At 67.7% G+C, this 17,814-nt stretch carries 18 protein-coding genes; 5 read left to right on the top strand and 13 right to left on the bottom strand.

The features are described from left to right. Positions 1–26: 26 nt before the first annotated feature. From ASPU41_RS12395 to ASPU41_RS12360, 8 genes are all read right to left on the bottom strand, one after another. Positions 27–1,199, bottom strand: a complete 1,173-nt coding sequence (locus tag ASPU41_RS12395; protein ID WP_069951174.1) for a substrate-binding domain-containing protein — start codon at positions 1,197–1,199, stop codon at positions 27–29. A gap of 231 nt (positions 1,200–1,430) precedes the next feature. Continuing rightward, entirely contained in the window at positions 1,431–1,916 is a 486-nt protein-coding gene (locus ASPU41_RS12390) for a DUF1579 family protein (RefSeq protein ID WP_069951173.1), read from the bottom strand. A gap of 131 nt (positions 1,917–2,047) precedes the next feature. Beyond that, the gene (locus ASPU41_RS12385) at positions 2,048–3,391 is read right to left on the bottom strand and encodes a M16 family metallopeptidase (RefSeq protein ID WP_069951172.1); all 1,344 of its coding nucleotides are present in this window, start codon (positions 3,389–3,391) and stop codon (positions 2,048–2,050) included. Positions 3,392–3,569: 178 nt separating this feature from the next. Next, positions 3,570–5,819, bottom strand: coding sequence for a polyribonucleotide nucleotidyltransferase (locus ASPU41_RS12380; RefSeq protein WP_069951171.1), 2,250 nt, complete (start codon positions 5,817–5,819; stop codon positions 3,570–3,572). Between the two features lie 249 nt (positions 5,820–6,068). Next, positions 6,069–6,338 (bottom strand): 30S ribosomal protein S15, encoded by a 270-nt coding sequence (gene rpsO, locus ASPU41_RS12375; protein WP_069951170.1) that lies wholly within the window; start codon positions 6,336–6,338, stop codon positions 6,069–6,071. Positions 6,339–6,497: 159 nt separating this feature from the next. Then, positions 6,498–7,808, bottom strand: a complete 1,311-nt coding sequence (locus tag ASPU41_RS12370) for an aminotransferase class V-fold PLP-dependent enzyme (RefSeq protein WP_197515850.1) — start codon at positions 7,806–7,808, stop codon at positions 6,498–6,500. A 5-nt stretch (positions 7,809–7,813) separates the two neighbouring features. Next, positions 7,814–8,668 carry a tryptophan 2,3-dioxygenase gene (gene kynA / locus ASPU41_RS12365; protein ID WP_069951169.1) on the bottom strand — a complete coding sequence of 285 codons (855 nt, stop codon included), beginning with the start codon at positions 8,666–8,668 and terminating at the stop codon, positions 7,814–7,816. Between the two features lie 41 nt (positions 8,669–8,709). Beyond that, positions 8,710–9,705, bottom strand: a complete 996-nt coding sequence (locus tag ASPU41_RS12360) for a bifunctional riboflavin kinase/FAD synthetase (RefSeq protein ID WP_069951168.1) — start codon at positions 9,703–9,705, stop codon at positions 8,710–8,712. Positions 9,706–9,939: 234 nt separating this feature from the next. Between ASPU41_RS12360 and ASPU41_RS12355 the strand changes: the two genes are divergently transcribed. Next, entirely contained in the window at positions 9,940–10,734 is a 795-nt protein-coding gene (locus ASPU41_RS12355; protein WP_069952670.1) for a DUF937 domain-containing protein, read from the top strand. Between the two features lie 47 nt (positions 10,735–10,781). On the opposite strand, the gene ASPU41_RS12350 is transcribed toward ASPU41_RS12355, so the two are convergent. After that, the gene (locus ASPU41_RS12350) at positions 10,782–11,177 is read right to left on the bottom strand and encodes a hypothetical protein (RefSeq protein WP_069951167.1); all 396 of its coding nucleotides are present in this window, start codon (positions 11,175–11,177) and stop codon (positions 10,782–10,784) included. Positions 11,178–11,269: 92 nt separating this feature from the next. On the opposite strand from ASPU41_RS12350, the gene ASPU41_RS12345 reads away from it, so the two are divergent. After that, complete coding sequence (locus ASPU41_RS12345) at positions 11,270–11,737, top strand: hypothetical protein (protein WP_157356989.1); 468 nt, start codon at positions 11,270–11,272, stop codon at positions 11,735–11,737. 45 nt (positions 11,738–11,782) lie between these two features. Here ASPU41_RS12345 and ASPU41_RS12340 read toward each other — a convergent pair whose 3' ends face one another. Further along, a complete protein-coding gene (locus ASPU41_RS12340; protein WP_069951165.1) occupies positions 11,783–13,390 on the bottom strand; it encodes an HNH endonuclease signature motif containing protein in 1,608 nt (535 codons plus the stop codon). Between the two features lie 143 nt (positions 13,391–13,533). Between ASPU41_RS12340 and ASPU41_RS12335 the strand changes: the two genes are divergently transcribed. Both ASPU41_RS12335 and ASPU41_RS12330 read left to right on the top strand, forming a co-directional pair. Then, positions 13,534–14,139 (top strand): NUDIX domain-containing protein, encoded by a 606-nt coding sequence (locus tag ASPU41_RS12335; protein WP_083266489.1) that lies wholly within the window; start codon positions 13,534–13,536, stop codon positions 14,137–14,139. Positions 14,140–14,185: 46 nt separating this feature from the next. Next, the gene (locus ASPU41_RS12330; RefSeq protein ID WP_069951164.1) at positions 14,186–14,614 is read left to right on the top strand and encodes a VOC family protein; all 429 of its coding nucleotides are present in this window, start codon (positions 14,186–14,188) and stop codon (positions 14,612–14,614) included. Positions 14,615–14,618: 4 nt separating this feature from the next. Here the strand turns inward: ASPU41_RS12330 and ASPU41_RS12325 are convergent, their stop codons facing one another. The 3 genes from ASPU41_RS12325 to truB are packed head-to-tail and all read right to left on the bottom strand — an operon-like array spanning position 14,619 to position 16,445. After that, entirely contained in the window at positions 14,619–15,137 is a 519-nt protein-coding gene (locus tag ASPU41_RS12325) for a hypothetical protein (RefSeq protein ID WP_069951163.1), read from the bottom strand. Position 15,138: 1 nt separating this feature from the next. Next, a complete protein-coding gene (locus ASPU41_RS12320; RefSeq protein WP_069951162.1) occupies positions 15,139–15,492 on the bottom strand; it encodes a hypothetical protein in 354 nt (117 codons plus the stop codon). Next, positions 15,492–16,445 (bottom strand): tRNA pseudouridine(55) synthase TruB, encoded by a 954-nt coding sequence (gene truB / locus ASPU41_RS12315; protein WP_083266691.1) that lies wholly within the window; start codon positions 16,443–16,445, stop codon positions 15,492–15,494. The genes ASPU41_RS12320 and truB overlap by 1 nt, the downstream gene beginning before the upstream one ends. 83 nt (positions 16,446–16,528) lie before the next feature. Between truB and ASPU41_RS12310 the strand changes: the two genes are divergently transcribed. Then, complete coding sequence (locus ASPU41_RS12310; RefSeq protein WP_197515646.1) at positions 16,529–17,695, top strand: pyridoxal phosphate-dependent aminotransferase; 1,167 nt, start codon at positions 16,529–16,531, stop codon at positions 17,693–17,695. Positions 17,696–17,814 lie beyond the last annotated feature (119 nt).

Genomic DNA, 17,814 nt, shown 5'->3' with positions numbered 1-17,814 from the left:
GTCAGGCGGCACAGCGCCGCACCGGGTTACTTCTTTTCCGGCGGGGCGACGGTGTCGGCCGCGACCACCTTGATCAGCTCGGGAGCCCAGCTGCCGCCGGCCTGGACGAGCTTGACCTGGTACATGTCCTGGACCAGGGCGTGGTCCGAGGCGCGGACGGTTTCCTTGCCCTTGGGGCCGTCGAAGCTGAAGCCTTCGAGTGCCTTGACCATGGCGTCGGTGTCTGAGCCGCCTTCCTTGATGGCCTGGACAATCATCTGGCCGGCGACGAAGCCGTCCGGGGTGAAGAGGTCCGCCTTCTTGCCGGCTTTCTCGACCGCGGCGATCATCTTCTTTTCCACCTCGGTGCCCGAGGCGCCCGGGAAGTAGTGGCTAAGGAAGCTGATCTTGGAGGTGGCCTCGCCGTAGGCGCCGAAGGTGGCGGCGTCACCGAGCCCGGTGACGACCGGAGCGGCGTCGAAGGCGCCCTGCTGGCTCAGGGTCTGCCACATGGTGCCGGACGTTGCCCCGGCCCAGGCCACAAAGACCATGTCCGGCTTCGCGTCGATGAGCTGGCGGGCGAAGGGCGTCAGTTCCTGTCCGTCCGGAACCAGGACGGCCTCCACGGTGGCGCCCTTGGCTCCCAGCACGGCCTTGACGGCGGCGACGTTGCCCTGGCCGAAGGCGTTGTCCTGCGCGAAGACGACGACCTTCTTGCCGTTGGTGTCAATGAAGGACCCTGCGGTGGCCACGTCCTGCAGGCTCTGGCGGCCCGAGCGGAAGGTGTACTTGTCGATGCCCTGGATCGCGTCGGTCGCGGCGGGACCGGAGATGTAGAGGACCTTGTTCTGGGCGGCCTGTTCGGCCAGCTTGAGGGCGATGCCGGAGACGACCGTGCCGCCGATGATCTTGTAGCCCTTGCCGATCAGGTCCTTCGCAGCCGTCACCGCCTTGTCCGGGTCGCCGCCGTCGTCTGCATAGGTGATGTTGATCTTGGCGCCGTTGACTTCGCCGGTCCCGCCGGTGGCGTGCTCGATGCCCGCCTGCAGGCCCTCGTAGTAGGTGGCGCCGTAGGCGGCCAGCGGGCCGGTCTTGGAGTAAATGATGCCGACATCGACCGGTTCGGCGGCCTTGGCGCTGCCCGAGGCGGCCGGCGCTGTGCTACCGGCAGTGGGCGCGCAGGCGCTAAGGGCGAGCCCGGTGGCCATCACGGCGGCCATCAGGAACTTCTTTGTATCCTCTGAAACTAACGCTGAACCTGAAAGGTGATTCAGATTACGGCTAATCTACGATGCGGCCCACAGGCTGTCAACGGATTTCAAGGGCGGCTTTGCAGCGGTCCGGCAACTCCAGGGCAGGACGGCGGCAGGGCCGGGTTGCCGCCCGGCGCGGTGGCGGCTCGCTGCGCGGTGGCGGCGGTTTGGCTGCGCGGCGTCCTGAGAGCGCAGGGCTCAGGCGGGGGTGCGGGAAACCTCGGGCACGCGCCGGCAGACCGAGACCATAAAGGGCGTGAACTCGCTCGCGGAACCCAGCCGGAGTCCGGCAGTGTGCGTGAGCACGCCGTCGTCGACCCGGAAGGTATGCCGGGACGTGCCGCGCTCGCTGCGCCGTTCCATGGTCAGGACGCCGTCCTGAAAGCTGGCGCGGGCCGGCCCTTCGGGGGGCCGCCCCATGCTGTTGACGTGGTACCAGAGTGTGTCCGTACGGTCCGGGTCCATGGTGAAGACACCGTGGCCCTCGGAGCGGGTGCCGTCGGCTTCCGTGTGCCGGTAGCTGTGGGTGACGGCCAGGCCGGCGGCTGCGCGGGCGAACGTCAGTTCGAGGGCGGCCGAACGTGCCGGCCCCCAGGGCGTGGCCTGCCACTGGGTGGTGCCGGTCCAGTGCCCGAGGAACGCCTCAAGCGCCTCGTGTGCACTGCCTGGCAGCGGCCGGTCCATGTTTTCCTTCCAGGTGGGGGTCCTCCCGAGTGAGCCCGCCCCCATCATCACGCGGCGCCGCCTGCCGTGTCTAGGTGCGGGGCCGCTGCCGGGGCCGGTGCAGCCCCAGCTCAGCGGCCTGCGGCCCGGCCTCAGAGGCCGAAGGTCTCGGTGTCCTCGAAGGGGCCCACCACGGTGACGGTCCGCGGGGCAGCGGCGAGTTCGCGGGCGAGCTCCTGGACTTCGGCCGCGGTGACGGCCTTGATCTGGCGCAGGGTTTCGTCGATGTCCTGGTACTCACCGGAGACAAGTTCGGCCCGGCCCAGCCGGGACATCCGGGAGCCGGTGTCCTCAAGCGCCAGCACGATTCCGCCGCACAGCTGCCCGACGGCCTTGCGGAGTTCCTCCTCGGAGATCCCGCCGCCGGCCAGCTTGTCCAGTTCGGCGCCGAGCAGCTCAAGGACCTGCCGGACCTTCGACGGCGTGCAGCCGGCATACATGCCGAAGTAGCCGGCGTCGGCGTAGGAGGAGGCGAAGGAGTAGGTCGAGTACACCAGCCCGCGCTTCTCGCGGACTTCCTGGAACAGCCGCGAGGACATGCCCCCGCCGAGCACCGCGTTGAGGACGCTCATCACGAAGCGGCGGTCGTCGGTGGCGACGATGGTGGGGCAGCCCATGATGATGTTGGCCTGCTCCACCGGGCGCTTGACCACGTGCAGTCCGGCGGTGCCGGTGATGGCGGCACGGTCGGTGGAGCGGCGCTGCACCGGTGCCGCGTCGGGTTCCAGGCTCCAGCCGGCGGAGTGCAGGGCATCGACGACGAGTCCGCAGACGACGTCGTGGTCCAGTCCCCCGGCGGCGGTGATAACGAGCTCGTCCGGGCGGTAATAGCGGCGGTAGTGGTCCCAGACCGAGTCGCGGGCGACGGCGCGGATGGCGTCCGGAGTGCCGCCGATCGGGCGGCCGAGCGGGTGGGTGCCCAGCACGGCGGCGACGAAGTGTTCATGGGCGACGTCGGTGGGGTCGTCGCTGTCCATCGCGATCTCCTCGAGGATGACGTCGCGTTCCTGCTCCATCTCCTGCGGGTCCAGCACGGCGCCGGTGATCATGTCCGCGATGACGTCTATTGCCATGGGAAGGTCCGTGTCCAGCACCCGGGCGAAGTAGCAGGTGCTCTCCTTCGCCGTGGCGGCGTTCGATTCCCCGCCCACCTCGTCGAAGGCCGAGGCGATCTCCAGGGCGGTGCGCCGCTTGGTGCCCTTGAACAGGAGGTGCTCCAGGAAATGGGTGGAACCGTGCTGGCCCGGAGCCTCGTCACGGGAGCCGACGCCGACCCAGAAACCAATGGTGGCCGAGCGCTGGCCCGGCATCGCCTCTGTCAGCACACGGACGCCGCCGGGCAGGACCGAACGGCGCACCTCGGAACCGCCATCGGCTCCGTGGATCAGGGTGTCAGCGTGCTGGTTCTGCTCAAGCGGCAGGGGGACGACAGTCATCAAGGCCTTTCAGTAAAAACATGCCAAATCTGCCTGCCATCGTACCAGCGGGACACGGCCCCAACGGTCCGGCCGCGGCACCGCAGCCGGCGGCGACGGCGGCTGCCGTGGCAGCCGCCGTTAACGGCGGCGGGGCCGGTGGATAATCCACCGGCCCCGCCACTTGGTTCAGCTCAGACTACTCTGCGGTCTCCAGGGAGACCTCAGCGGTGTCGGCATCCTCGGAGCCTGCCTCGTCAGCCACAACGGGTGACAGGGAGAGCTTGCCGCGGTCATCGATCTTGGTGATTTCCACCTGGATCTTCTGGCCGACGGAGACGACGTCATCGACGTTGTCCACGCGCTTGCCGCCGGCGATCTTGCGCAGCTCGGAGATGTGCAGCAGACCGTCCTTGCCCGGGGTCAGGGAAACGAACGCGCCGAAGGTCGTGGTCTTGACGACCGTGCCCAGGTAACGCTCGCCGATTTCCGGGATCTGCGGGTTGGCGATGGCGTTGATCGCGGACCGTGCTGCGTCGGCAGACGGGCCGTTCGTGGCGCCAATGTAGACAGTTCCGTCGTCCTCGATCGAGATGTCGGCTCCGGTGTCTTCCTGGATCTGGTTGATCATCTTGCCCTTCGGGCCGATGACCTCGCCGATCTTGTCTACCGGGATCTTGACCGCGATGACGCGCGGCGCGAACTCGGAGAGCTCGTCCGGGGTGTCGATCGCAGAGTTCAGGACGTCCAGAATGTGCAGGCGGGCTTCGCGGGCCTGCTTCAGCGCGGCTGCCAGGACGGAGGCCGGGATACCGTCGAGCTTCGTGTCCAGCTGGATGGCCGTGACGAACTCAGCGGTGCCGGCGACCTTGAAGTCCATGTCACCGAAAGCATCTTCGGCGCCGAGGATATCGGTCAGGGCGGCGTAGCGGGTCTGGCCGTCAACCTGGTCGGAGACCAGGCCCATGGCGATACCGGCAACTGCAGCCTTCAGGGGCACACCTGCGTTGAGCAGGGACAGCGTGGAGGCGCAGACGGAACCCATCGACGTCGAACCGTTGGAGCTGAGAGCCTCAGACACCTGGCGGATGGCGTACGGGAATTCCTCGCGGGACGGCAGCACCGGCATGATGGCGCGCTCGGCGAGGGCGCCGTGACCGATTTCGCGGCGCTTCGGGGAACCGACGCGGCCGGTCTCGCCGGTGGAGTACGGCGGGAAGTTGTAGTTGTGCATGTAGCGCTTGCGCGTCACGGGAGACAGCGAGTCAATCTGCTGTTCCATCTTGAGCATGTTCAGCGTGGTGACACCCATGATCTGGGTCTCGCCGCGCTCGAAGATGGCCGAGCCGTGAACGCGGGGCAGGACCTCAACCTCGGCGGTGAGCTGGCGGATGTCCGTCAGGCCGCGGCCGTCGATGCGGATCTGGTCCGTGAGGATGCGCTGGCGCACAACGTGCTTGGTGACGGAGCGGAAGGCTGCGGACAGCTCCTTCTCGCGGCCTTCGAACTGGCCGGCCAGGGAAGAGGTGACCTCGTCCTTGAGCTCGTCGGAGGCGGTGTCGCGCTCCTGCTTGTCAGCGATCTGGAAGACAGCGGCCAGCTTCTCGGCGGCGGCGGACTCAACAGCCGCGTAGACGTCATCCTGGTAGTCCAGGAAGACCGGGAACTCGACGGTCGGCTTGGCGGCGCGGGCTGCCAGGTCGGCCTGCGCTTCGCAGAGTGCCTTGATGAACGGCTTGGCAGCCTCGAGGCCCTCGGAAACAACCTCTTCGGTCGGGGCGGTGGCGCCCTGTTCCTTGATCAGGTTCCAGGAGTTGTCGGTGGCTTCGGCTTCAACCATCATGATGGCGACGTCATCGTTCTTGACGCGGCCGGCAACGACCATGTTGAAGACGGCGTTCTCAAGCTGGGAGTGCTTCGGGAACGCAACCCACTGCGAGCCGTGCTCGTCGGCGACGAGGGCAACGCGGACGCCGCCGATCGGGCCGGAGAAGGGCAGGCCGGAGAGCTGGGTGGACATCGAGGAAGCGTTGATCGCAACCACGTCGTAGAGCTCGTCCGGGTTGATGGACAGCACGGTGACGACGATCTGGACCTCGTTGCGCAGGCCCTTGACGAAGGCGGGGCGCAGCGGGCGGTCCATCAGGCGGCAGGCCAGGATGGCTTCCGTGGAGGGACGGCCTTCGCGGCGGAAGAACGAGCCCGGGATGCGGCCGGCGGCGTACATACGCTCTTCGACGTCGACGGTCAGCGGGAAGAAGTCGAAACCTTCACGCGGGTGCTTGCCGGCGGTGGTTGCGGACAGCAGCGCGGTCTCTTCGTCGATGTAGACCATCGCTGCGCCGGCTGCCTGCTTGGCAAGGCGGCCGGTTTCAAAGCGGATTACACGCTTGCCGAAGCGGCCATTGTCAATGATTGCTTCTGAGAATTGGATTTCGGGACCCTCCATAGAGAGTCACCTCCGTTTCTTGGTTCACGGAGTCCAGCCGCATCAACCCAGCCCAGCTTCTGTCTGCTGGCCTGCACTGCACCCGGTCATCGATCGAGACCCACGGGCTAAGGCAACATTTCCTTGAAGCCGTTCCCGGAAGTCACTACCGAAGACCGCGAATGCGTGATGCGGTTGATCCTCCTGTTGAGTTTTTGTTTGAAGAAGGCGGCCCTTTCCGTCGTGGAAGGGGCCGCCCCTTAAAGCTGACTAGCGGCGCAGCCCGAGACGCTCGATGAGCGCACGGTAGCGGGTGATGTCAGTGTTCTTGAGGTAGGTCAGCATGCGCTTGCGACGACCGACCATGGCCAGCAGACCGCGCTGGGTGTGGTAATCGTGCTTGTGCACCTTCATGTGCTCAGTGAGATCCTTGATCCGCTGAGTCAGGACTGCAACCTGGACCTCCGGCGAACCGGTGTCGCCCTCGGACGTTGCGAAATCCTGGATGATGGACGTCTTTACAGCGGCTTCAAGTGCCACAATAACTCCTAGAGATGTGCCGTGAGGCCCGAATCAGTAACTCACTGCCGGGGGTGCTGCGGCGGCACTTCTCCTCCAAAGAGGCAGTTTTCCGTACACAACAAGAGCCAGCCGCCACGGACTGCAGCCGGATCCAACGTTTAGTTTACCGGCACGCCGCTAATCTTGTCGAAACGGCCGGTCCTGGTGCTGCCCGGAAGGGCCCTGCTCCAGCCGTTCGCGGATGGCGGCCACTCCGCGGTACAGCTCGGTGAAGGATGTGCTCAGCGGGGACAGCCCGATCCGGAGGCCGTGAGGCGCCCGGAAATCGGGGATGACATCCTGCTCCCAGAGCGCCGCGGTCATCTCCCGGAAGGCCGGGTGGTCCACGGTGATGTGGCTGCCGCGCAGCTCCGGATCCCGCGGTGTCGAGAGGTCAACCCCCGCCGGGGCGAGCCAGGCGTCGTGGAGTTCGACGGCGAACCCGGTCAGCAGACGTGACTTTTCCCGGACGGCGGCCATGCCGACCTCCTCGAGCAGGTCCAGGGTGCCGCGCATGGCGAGCATTCCGAAGACGGCCGGGGTGCCGCTGAGGAAGCCGCGGATTCCGGCGGCCGCCTCATAACCGGGCCCCATTTCGAAGGCGTCCTTGCGGCCCATCCAGCCCCAGATCGGCTGCTGCAGGCCCGGCAGGTGCCGGGCGTTGACGTAGGCGAAGGCAGGCGAGCCCGGTCCCCCGTTAAGGTATTTGTAAGTGCAGCCGGCGGCGAAGTCGACGGCGGCGGCGTCCAGGGCGATCTCCACCGAACCGGCGGAATGGCAGAGGTCCCACACCACCAGCGCGCCGGCGTCGTGCACGGCCGCGGTGATGCCCGGCAGGTCCGCGAGGAAACCGGAACGGTAGGCGATCTGGCTCAGGACGACGACGGCGGTGGCCGGTCCGGTGGCGGCCCGCACCTGCTCCACGGTCACGCCGGAGGCGGGGTCGGCGTCGATCCAGCGCAGCGTGAGGCCCTCCTCGCGGGCGATGCCCTCGACGAGGTAGCGGTCGGTGGGGAAATTCTCCGTATCCAGCACCATTTCGGTGCGTGCCGGGTCCGTGACCGCGGCCAGCGCGGCCCGGATCAGCTTGTACAGCACCACCGTGGTGGAGTCTGCGATGATGGTCTGCCCCCCAGCGGCGCCGAGGACGGCCCTGCCGAGCTGGTCGCCGATGGACTGCGGGAGCTCCAGCCATTCCTCGTCCCAGCCGCGGATCAGCCGGCCGCCCCAGCTGTCCTGGATGAAGCTGCTGATGTCCGTAACGGTGCGCTTGAGCGGGCGGCCCAGGGAGTTGCCGTCCAGGTAGGACAGTTCCGTCCCGGTGCCGATGAAGTGATCGCGGTAGTCGGCCAGCGGATCGGCGGCATCCAGGTCCCGGGCGCGTTGCAGCAGGGCTGTGTCGTTGCCGGCGGTGGCCTGTGCCGCGGGGCCCGCCGTCGTCGGATGCAGGGCGCTCACTGACCGATCTCCGTCCGGACGGCGAAGAGCTCCGGGAAGAAGGTCAGTTCCAGCGCCTTCTGCAGGAAGGCAGCGCCGCTGGAGCCGCCGGTGCCTGACTTCATGCCGATGGTGCGCTGCACCGTGCGCAGATGCCGGAAGCGCCAGAGCTGGAAGTTGTCCTCGAGGTCCACGAGCTCCTCGCAGGCCTCGTAGGCGCCCCAGTTCTCGGCGGCGTTCTCGTAGATGTATTTGAAGACCGGGACGAGCTCGGCGCAGAACTCGTGTGCCCGGGTGACGTCCCGCTCCAGCAGTGAGGCGGGAACGTCGAAGCCCTGGCGTTTGAGGTAGGCGAGGAAGTCGTCGTAGATGCTCGGGGATTCGAGGAGCTCCAGCAGCATCGCGTGGGCCTCGGGGTCGGATTCGAACACCGGCAGCATCTTGCGGTTCTTGTTGCCGAGCAGGAATTCGACGGCGCGGTACTGGCTGGACTGGAATCCGGAGGAGTTGCCCAGGAAGCCCCGGAACTGCGAGTACTCGGTGGGGGTGAGCGTGGCCAGCACGGACCACTGCTCGGTGAGGGTTTTCTGGATGTGCTTGACCCTGGCGATGGCTTTCAAGGCCGAGCCGAGATCGTCGGAGCGCAGCCAGGCGGCGGCGCTGCGGAGCTCGTGCAGGACCAGCTTGAGCCACAGTTCCGTGGTCTGGTGCTGGATGATGAACAGCATCTCGTCGTGGTGCTCCGGGGCGCTGACCGGCTGCTGGGCGCTCAGGAGCGTCGGCAGCTGCAGGTAGGACGCGTAGCTCATCTTTGAGCTGAAGTCCCGGACAATGTCCTTGTCCAGTTCCCTGGTGTTTTTCTCAATCGTCACGTTTTGTGCCTTCCTTGCCCGAGGCTGTCCAGCCCGGCGGTTCAGCGCGCGAACAGAATGTTGTGGGCCTGGACCACGTCCAGGCGCATCTGGTCCACCAACGCTTCAGGGCCACGGTACGCCACCATCCCCCGCAGCCGGGCGACGAATTCCACCACTACTGTCTGGCCGTACAGATCGAAGTCCTCGACGGCCTCTTCCGGCCGGTCGATCACGTGCGCCTCCACCTGCCGGCTGACGCCGTCGAAGGTGGGGTTGGAGCCGACGGAGATGGCGGCGGGCCAGCGCGTGCCGGCCTGGTCCACGAGCCAGCCGGCGTAGATGCCGTCCGCCGGGATGTAGCCGCTGGCGTTCGGGGCGAGGTTGGCGGTGGGGAAGCCGAGGTCGCGCCCGCGTGCGGCACCGTGGACCACTTCGCCGCGCATCCGGTGCGACCTTCCCAGGACGGCGGCGGCAGTCGCGACGTCGCCCTCCCGCAGTGCCTCGCGCACCCAGGTGGAGGAACACCGGCGGTCCGTGCCGCCGTCGTTGTGCACTTCACCGTGGAGCGGGAATCCTTCGGAGCCGAACTCACTGATAACCAGCACCTCGAAGCCGAGCTTCCTGCCGAGTTCCTGCATGGTCTCCAGGTCCCCGGAGTTGCCCCGGCCGAACCGGGCGTCGTGGCCGATCACCACGTGGCTTGCCTTGAGGCTGCCGACCAGGACGTTGGCGACGAACTCTTCGGGTGTGAGGCTGGCCAGCTCGAGGGAGTACTTCATCACGAGTACAGCGTCCAGACCCAGCTCGCCGAGCGCGACCAGTTTGTCTTCCAGGCCCATGATCAGCTCGGGAGCGGATTCGGGGCGGTGGACCTGCGCCGGATGCGGGTCGAAGGTGATGGCGACGGCCCTGGCATGGTTCAGGCGGGCGACGCGGATGAGCTGCGAGAGCACCTGCTGGTGGCCGCGGTGCACGCCGTCGAAGTTGCCGAAAGTAACGACGGAAGGACCAAAGTCCGCCGGGACTTCGGACGGATCGTTCCAGATGTGGACCATCAACCTCGCCTTTTGCTACCTGCCATGTGCGCCTCCGGAGAACCTGCCGGCTCCGGAACTCTCCTAGATTACCCGCAAACGCCCCGCGCCCCCGACGGCACTGCCCGGCGCCGTGCAACGTCCTTTCGTGTTCCGGACGCCCGGACTACGATGCAAGGGCAACAGTCCGGCGGCGTCTGCGCGGGCGCCGTTTCCAGCGAAGCCCGCACCGAGGTGCGGCTGAAGGAGTACCCCATGACCGAACTCCACGACATCCTGCAGCAGATCCCGGTAGACCAGATTGCCGGCATGCTCGGCACCGACCGGCAGACTGCGCAGGCCGCAGTGGAGGCCGCCGTGCCCACGCTGCTGGCGGGTATGCATGGGAACGCTCAAGCCCCCGACGGCGCCGCGTCGCTGGAGTCAGCGCTCAGCCAGCATCAGGACGGGCTGATGGACGGTGGGGTGGATGTTTCGCAGGTGGACACCGCGGACGGCGAGAAGATCGTGAGCCACGTCTTCGGCGGGCAGCAGGACCGGGTGGCCAGCCAGCTGGCCGGGGCATCCCGGCTCGGCGGCGTGGGCGGGGACCTGATCAAGAAGCTGCTGCCGATCCTGGCCCCGATTGTGATGTCCTACCTCGCGAACAAGGTCCTCGGGGGTCGCGGGCAGTCCGGGGCAGACGCGTCCGGCGGCGCGGGCGGGTCCGGCCAGGCCGGCGGCATTGACCTCGGCGGAATTCTGGGCGGGATCCTCGGCGGCGCTGCCGGCGGTGCCGGCGCCGGTGGGACGGGCGGGCTTGGCGATCTGCTGGGCGGGCTGTTGGGCGGGGGCCAGCCGTCTTCGCCGGCGGCCGTTCCCGACGCGCGGCGGGACTCAACGCTGGAACCACAGGCCTACCCGCAGGGCCAGCCCACCGGCGGTGCACCGCGCCCCGGCGAGGTGATCGAGGTCGACCTCCCGGAGAGCCAGCCGGAGGAGCGGAAGAACGAAGAGAGCAGCCCGGGCGGCCTCGGCGGGATCCTGGGCGGTCTGTTCGGGAAGAAGTAGGCCCGCCGCGGCCGTCCCCGACGGTCCCGGGCACCGTAGCGGGGCTTTCAACGCCCGGTGGCGCCGCCAGCGGCGCGGTAGTTCCGCAAGTGCAGCAGCACTGCGGCCAGGATCAGGGGAACGTGGATGCCCGGGAGGTTCCGCGCGAACCACCGCGGCAGATAGATGTCGGTGACTGAGCCTGTCTCGTCGCCCAGGTCCCTGGCCACGGCGGTGAGCGGGCAGTGAAAGCCATTGGCGGCAAAGACCAGGGTTTCGGCGGTCACGACGCCGGCGGCCACACCAACCCTCCGGTCCGTGCGGCCGCGGACACCGGCATACAGGACGTAGACCATGCAGGCCTCGATCGTGAACCAGGCAAAGGTGTGGAATGCCTTCACGGCCCTTAGCAGCGAAGCACGGTCAGCCTTCCGCAGCGCCGGTGGAGCCTTGAGTCCAGCCATGAGTCCAGCGTAGCTGTGCGCCGCCGTCCGTTCAGAGGCTTTCGGCCCGCCCGGACGTGGCGGGAAAGTCCGGTGGCGGATATGTTCTGAGCATGCCAAGACCAGTGCAAGCGGCGATCGTGGGACTCCTGACGTGCGGCCTGGCGAGTGGCTGCTCCCTGCTGCCCACCGGGCCTTCCGAGACGTGCGTCGACTGGATCCGCTTCGAGACGCCCCAGGCCCAGTACGACCACGCCGCCCTCGTCGTGATCAGCAAACCCGTCCGGGCGGACGGGGAGACAGCCCTCTACGGCTACAGGGCGAACGTCCACCTCCTGGACGTTGAGACTGTCCTCAAGGGTGAGCCGGGTCCAGCACCGCTCCGCATCACTTCGACGCCGCCGACGTGCTCCCCCGGATTCTTGTATCCGGACGGTGATCCGCTTGAGCGGAGCCAGCGGATGCTTATCTACGCCAGCAAACAGGACGGCGGTTGGATCACGCAGACTCCGGTACAGGGCGCGGTGCCGTTCGACGCCGGCACCCCGCTCCCCTTCAAGGCCGTCGATTCGGTGGGCTGATCGAGGTTCCACGCTCCCACCTCACTAACAGTGGAAGCTCAAGCCTCATTCAAGGCGGAAGTAGCGGTTTCGTCGCGGCACCTGGCGAGGATCAAGGTGCGGAGGCGGGATGAACCAGGGGACGCCGCTTCGGAGTGCAATGGTCCACTGTTCCTTGTGGATTACGTGATGGTGATGCGAGCAGAGCAGCGTTCCGTTGCCTGTCCCAGTGCTTCCGCCGCGGGACCAGTAGTTGATGTGGTGGGCCTCGCACCAGGGCGCCGGGATCGTGCACTGGGGAAAGGCACAGCCCTGGTCGCGCGCGGCGATGGCATTGCGGACGTGCGGCGGGAAAACCCGTGAGGCGCGGCCGATGTCGAGGATCCGGCCCTTGCCCCCGAGCACGATGGGAATGAGGTCGGCGTCGCACGCGATCTTGCGCACTGTCGAGGCCGTGATGGGTCCGGTGAACATCAGTGTCCCGGCGTTGGAGCCAGGGGCTCGAGTCTCCGGGCCGGGGCCGCCCAGCCGGTCCAGGAGGTCACGATAGTCAATGGTGACCATCACCTGCGGGCGCAGCCCTCCCGCGGCGGGCAGGTCTCCGGCGGCGAGGGCAGCTTTACAGCCACCGACGAGGCCGTCGAGATGCCGCTGCGGCCGGGTGCGCTGATCCAGCAGCTCTGCTGAGGCGGCGTCGTCCGCGTCGGGCCCGGATGCGGCGCCGGTCCGCGGGTTGGTGGCGGTGTTCATGACCGTGAGTAGGTGTTCGAACTGTTCGGTCGTGGCGAAGATTTCCAGATGATGCAGTCCACGGTGTGCCCGTCGTATGAAGGCACCCTGGCGGTGGCGCAGTTCCTGCTCGTCGGGTTCGTCGCCGTCCTGGTCCAAGGCGTCCGTCCAGCGTTTGGCGATCCTGGTCAGGAAGTCCGGGTCGTTCTCAACCGCTGTCCGGGTGAGGGCGTGCACCATCCGGGCGGCATCCTCTGCGGCGGACACGTGCCGGACCCGGTCCAGGGAAAGGCTGATGATGGTCGCCGCCCGTGAGCTGATGTCCCCGGAGACGACCACAGCCGCGAGTTCTTCTTTCGCGGCCGGCAGTGGCTGGCCCGATATGCCTGTTCGCGGCAGGACGTCCGCGACGAGGGCCAGCCGGCGTCGGGCTTCCGCGGCAGTGATCCGCAGCCGTGCCCGCAGGAACTCCACGGTGTTCCGGTACCCGTCGTCCACCCATCCCGTGGAAAGATCAGCGCCTCCCGGTTCGTTCCAGGAGGGGTCCGAGGGAGTACTCGTCGGCCCACTCGCCTCCGTATTCCAGCCAGTCAACCAGCCGGCAGGCGCGTTGGAACCAAACTTCGCGGCGGCAGTCCTGGCTCCAGCCGCTGCCTGGCTTCGGGTCCGGTCGACCGCCGCCGTCGCCACAAGCTGGAAGTAATCGACCATGCGGGACAATTCCTCCACGCGGCCGGCAAAGTCCGAGGCTTCGGTCACTCCGAACTGCGCCGCATGGGTCAACGCCGTCCCGTTTGAAGAGCGGAGGAGGGCAAGTGCTCCGTCCAGAGCACGGTCCGCGTTCTCCGCTTCGTCAGGAACGGGCGCGAGCCGGGGAACGCCAGGGAGGATCCCGGCGCCTGGCCGGTTGGCCTGTACCGGGATGAAATCTCCAATGGCTTCCATGACTCAACATTACTTTTGGGGTGTGACAGTAACGGGATCGAGCTGTTCGACCCTGATACGGGCGGGATCCACCCTGGCGTCCCGGCTGGCCCCGCGGAGTCACACTCCGGCCGGGACGAGGAGTGCCGTGGGAAACTGGGGGCATGGACAGCCCTGTTCCCCCGACCTCCAGCCCGGCACTCCTCCACAACGCGCTGCCCGGCGCAGCACAATCCACCGAGCTCCCGATCGAGCTGCGACGCCCCCTCGGACCCCGCGATCCCGGTGACGCGTGGGTCGAGGGCGACCGCGGACGGTTCTGGGGGCGGTTCGGTTCGGCTGGACTGCTGGTCCACGACCCGGCCAAGGGCGTCCTGCTCCAGCACCGCGCCTTGTGGAGCGATCAGGGCGGCACCTGGGGGCTCCCGGGCGGAGCCCTGCACCAGGGCGAAGCAGCGGTCCACGGGGCTTTGCGCGAGGCCAAAGAAGAAGCTGCCGTTCCGCCGGAGAGCGTCCGGGTGCTGTTCACCTCGGTGTTCGACGTCGGTTATTGGAGCTACACGACTGTCGTCGCCGAGGTCGTGGAGGCCTTCGAACCGGAGATCAGCGACCCGGAGAGCCTGGAGCTGCAGTGGGTTCCGGTGGAGCTCGTCGGCGACAAGGAACTGCACCCCGGCTTCGGGGCAGCGTGGCGGGGCCTGCAGCGAAGGCTGCTGGAGTTCGACGCCGGGACGGACCAGGTCAACGACGCCGGCCCGGGCGGCAGTTAGGAACTGCGGTATTCCGCACCGGAACAGTCCGTCCTAAGGTTCGGTTATGACGACCGAAAATCACACCCCGCGTCCTGTCCGGCAACTGCGCCTCGTCGTCGAGACCGAGGACTACGACGCCGCCCTGACCTTCTACCGGGACGTCCTCGGCCTCGTGGAACGTGAAGCGGTCCCCAGCAACGGGGAGGCACGCATCACGATCCTGGAAGCAGGCCGGGCCACCCTGGAGCTCTCCAACCCGGCGCAGGTCAAGTACATCGACCAGGTGGAGGCCGACGGTCAGCCGAGCGCCAGGATCCGGGTTGCCTTCGAGGTTGACGACACGCAGGCGGCCACGCAGAACCTGGTGGAGGCCGGCGGCACCCTCATCGCGGAACCACGGGAGACACCGTGGCGCTCCGTGAACTCACGGCTCAACGGCCCTGCCGGGCTCCAGATCACGCTGTTCCAGGAACTGGACCAGCCCGCCGACTAGGCGTTCAGGCCCGCTTCGGCGCGGGACGGCGGCGGTACAGCCAGATAAGGCCCAGGATCGGCAGCAGCAGCGGGATAAACGCATAGCCCCGGCCGAACAGGGACCAGACGGTTTCATGCGGGAAGTTGACGGCGTCGAACAGGCTGAGCGCACCGACCACCAGCACACCCACCAGTTCCACGAGCACCGCCGCAACGGAGACCTTGAACCAGGTCCGGCCGGACTTCGCGAGGGACACCGTGGCCACCAGGTAGACGACGGCGGCGAAAGCCGAGAGCAGATACGCCAAGGGGGCTTCGGAGAACTTGGTGAGGATCTGAAATCCCGCCCGGGCCGTTGCGGAAATCGCGAACACGGCGTAAACAGCGATCAGCAGCCGGCCCGGGCCGGTATTGCGGGTGTCTTTTGCCGCCGGGGCAGCAGCCGTCGCAGGGGCCGCAGCCCTGGCGGCCGGAGCCGGTGCCGGCGTCGTTCCGGTGTCCTCGTGCGAAGGTTTCGCCGTCACGTTTTCTGCCTCTTCCATGTCAGTACCAAATCTGATTCATTCGGGCCGCCATCACCAGGGCGGTGACGCCGACGGCGGCCAGCACGAAGTTGCTCCACCGGGTGCGTTCCAGGACGGCCCAGTACACCGCGCCAACCGGCAGCATCAGGGCCGTCAGCAGGTAACCCCAGAACTCCCACGGCTCCCCCGCGATCTGTTCCCCGCCCGCGACCCGCACGATCGAGCCCGCCAGGTAGACCAGCAGGGACAGTTCGACCGCGGCCACCGAGAGGATCGTCGTGTCGTTCGGGGCCTTCTTGAGGATGCCGGCGGTCAGGCAGATGACAGTGGAGACCAGCCCGACCACCAGGATGATGTAGAAGTACGCGTCCACTACTGCCCGGCCTGCTGTTCCGCCGTCGGCTGCTTGGGCGCACGCTTCTCATTGTCCGGCGCGAACACCAGCACCGGTTTGGCGTAGCTGCCCTTGTCCGCGAGCAGGGCCACGAGGGTCCCGTCCGGGGCGAAGCCCGCGGCGGGCTGCTCCGGCGTGGCCGCTTCCGGTGTCCCGGCGGCCGGTCCCGCGGCGATCCTGCGGCCGAAGGAAATCTCGGTGGTTTCCTCGTCGCTGAGTTCGCGGTTGGGCATGAGCGCCCGGGCGGCCTTGGACATTTCCAGGACGTCGAGTTCTTCGGCGAGCTGTTCGAGGGTGTGGGCCTGGTCCAGCGTGTAGGGGCCCACCTGGGTCCGGCGCAGCGCCGTCAGATGACCGCCGACGCCGAGTGCGTTGCCAAGGTCGCGGGCCAGGGCCCGGATGTAGGTGCCGGAGGAGCATTCCACCGTGACGTCCACGTCGAGCGCCTCTCCGCCGCGCACCGGGCGGAGCCCGTGGACCTCGAAGCGGTGGATGGTGACCGGACGTGCGGCCAGGGTGACTTCTTCGCCGGAGCGGACCCGGGCGTAGGCGCGTTCACCGTTGACCTTGATGGCGCTGACGCTGCTGGGGATCTGTTCGATCTCACCGGTCAGCGCGGCGACGCCGGCCCGGACAGCTTCCTCGGTGACCGCTGCGGCGCTGTGGGTCGCGGTGACCTCGCCCTCGGCGTCGTCGGTGACCGTCGATTCGCCCAGGCGGATGGTGGCCGTGTAGGTCTTGGAGGTGCCCACGATGTAGGTCAGGAGCCGGGTGGCCTTGTTGATGCCGACCACCAGAACCCCCGTGGCCATCGGGTCCAGCGTTCCGGCATGGCCGACCTTTCGGGTACCGGCGAGCCGCCGCATCCGTCCAACCACATCGTGGCTGGTCCAGCCTTGCGGCTTGTCCACTATTACCAGTCCAGAAAGCACGCTCCCCAGTATATCTGCGCCGGAGCCGCCCCCTGCGCCGGTGTCCCCCGGCACCGCGAGCTGCGCCGGTTAGGATGGCAGACATGCCCGAGCTTGCCGCCCACGTCCGCGACGTTCCCATCAACCAGATCCGCGAAATCACCGAAGCCGCCTGGGGAACCCCCGGCGCCATCGTGCTGAGCATCGGCGAACCGGGATTTGCCGTCCCCCGCCACATCCTTGAGGCCGGGATGGCGTGCCTGGACCGGGACGAGACGAACTACACCCCCAACGCCGGCATCCCGGCCCTGCGCGAGGCGTTCGCAGCCAGGTTCCGGGAACACCACGCGACGCCGGTCGGAGCGGACCGGGTGTACGTCGTCGACGGCGCCCAGCAGGGCCTGCACTTCGCGATGAGCCTGCTGCTCTCCCCCGGCGACGAGGTCCTGATTCCCAACCCGGGCTACCCGACCTTCGCGATGACCAGCAGCCTGCTGCACGCAGTCCCGGTGCAGTATCCGCTGTATCCCGAGCACGACTTCCAGCCCCGGATCCGGGACATCGAGGAGCTCATCACCCCGCGGACGAAGGTGCTGATCCTCAACTCGCCGTCCAACCCGCTGGGCGCGGTCCTGGGCGAGGAACTCACCCGCAGCCTCGTGGCGCTGGCCGTCCGGCACGATCTCTGGATCATCTCCGACGAATGCTACGAGGCGTTCACCTACGACGTTCCCCATGTGAGCCCGGCCCGCTTTGACAGCGACGTCCCCGGCGAAGCCCGCGTGTTCACTTCGCTCACACTCTCCAAGACCTACGGGCTGACCGGGCTGCGGATCGGGGCCCTGATCTGCCCGCCCGGCCTGGAGCAGAGGATGAACAACGTGATGGAGGCAATTGTCTCCTGTGTCGCCTCGCCCTCGCAGTACGCGGCGCTGGCCGCACTGACGGGTCCGCAGGACTATGTCAGCCACGCCCATGCGCACTACCGGGCCAACCGGGATGCTGCCTCGGCGGTCCTGGCTGCCAGGGGGATCCCGTTCCTCACCGCGCAGGGGGCCTTCTATCTGTGGGCGGATGTGTCCCACGTCAGCGGCGGGGATGTCCGCGCCTGGGTGCGGCGTTTCCTGGCCGAGTCCGGGGTGTCCTTTGCCCCCGGCACCGCGTTCGGCTCGATCGGCGAGGGCTGGATCCGGATTGCCCTCTGCAGCAGCCAGGCTGACCTCGTGGAAGGCCTCAGCCGGCTGCCGGCCAGGCTCCCGGCCGAAGGCTGACAGCCCGGCTTTTCGGGTCCCCGTCCCCTACCGCCGCGGCGCTGTAGGCCCTAATCTGAGCGCAGCGCGTGCTTTCGCGTGCGTCCCGGGACGTGCCGTTCCGGGACCGGTGTTTCAGG

Source organism: Arthrobacter sp. U41 (assembly GCF_001750145.1).
Taxonomy (GTDB): domain Bacteria; phylum Actinomycetota; class Actinomycetes; order Actinomycetales; family Micrococcaceae; genus Arthrobacter.
Note: the sequence above shows the minus strand (reverse complement) of the source record. Positions and strands in the feature narration are given on the sequence as shown.

What these genes read in the sequence shown, in the direction of transcription:
- ASPU41_RS12395 (WP_069951174.1), bottom strand. Translation starts at nt 1,199, where the DNA reads ATGGCCGCCGTGATGGCCACCGGGCTCGCCCTTAGCGCCTGCGCGCCC.
- ASPU41_RS12390 (WP_069951173.1), bottom strand. Translation starts at nt 1,916, where the DNA reads ATGGACCGGCCGCTGCCAGGCAGTGCACACGAGGCGCTTGAGGCGTTC.
- ASPU41_RS12385 (WP_069951172.1), bottom strand. Translation starts at nt 3,391, where the DNA reads ATGACTGTCGTCCCCCTGCCGCTTGAGCAGAACCAGCACGCTGACACC.
- ASPU41_RS12380 (WP_069951171.1), bottom strand. Translation starts at nt 5,819, where the DNA reads ATGGAGGGTCCCGAAATCCAATTCTCAGAAGCAATCATTGACAATGGC.
- ASPU41_RS12360 (WP_069951168.1), bottom strand. Translation starts at nt 9,705, where the DNA reads ATGGTCCACATCTGGAACGATCCGTCCGAAGTCCCGGCGGACTTTGGT.
- ASPU41_RS12355 (WP_069952670.1), top strand. Translation starts at nt 9,940, where the DNA reads ATGACCGAACTCCACGACATCCTGCAGCAGATCCCGGTAGACCAGATT.
- ASPU41_RS12350 (WP_069951167.1), bottom strand. Translation starts at nt 11,177, where the DNA reads ATGGCTGGACTCAAGGCTCCACCGGCGCTGCGGAAGGCTGACCGTGCT.
- ASPU41_RS12345 (WP_157356989.1), top strand. Translation starts at nt 11,270, where the DNA reads ATGCCAAGACCAGTGCAAGCGGCGATCGTGGGACTCCTGACGTGCGGC.
- ASPU41_RS12340 (WP_069951165.1), bottom strand. Translation starts at nt 13,390, where the DNA reads ATGGAAGCCATTGGAGATTTCATCCCGGTACAGGCCAACCGGCCAGGC.
- ASPU41_RS12335 (WP_083266489.1), top strand. Translation starts at nt 13,534, where the DNA reads ATGGACAGCCCTGTTCCCCCGACCTCCAGCCCGGCACTCCTCCACAAC.
- ASPU41_RS12330 (WP_069951164.1), top strand. Translation starts at nt 14,186, where the DNA reads ATGACGACCGAAAATCACACCCCGCGTCCTGTCCGGCAACTGCGCCTC.
- ASPU41_RS12325 (WP_069951163.1), bottom strand. Translation starts at nt 15,137, where the DNA reads ATGGAAGAGGCAGAAAACGTGACGGCGAAACCTTCGCACGAGGACACC.
- ASPU41_RS12310 (WP_197515646.1), top strand. Translation starts at nt 16,529, where the DNA reads ATGCCCGAGCTTGCCGCCCACGTCCGCGACGTTCCCATCAACCAGATC.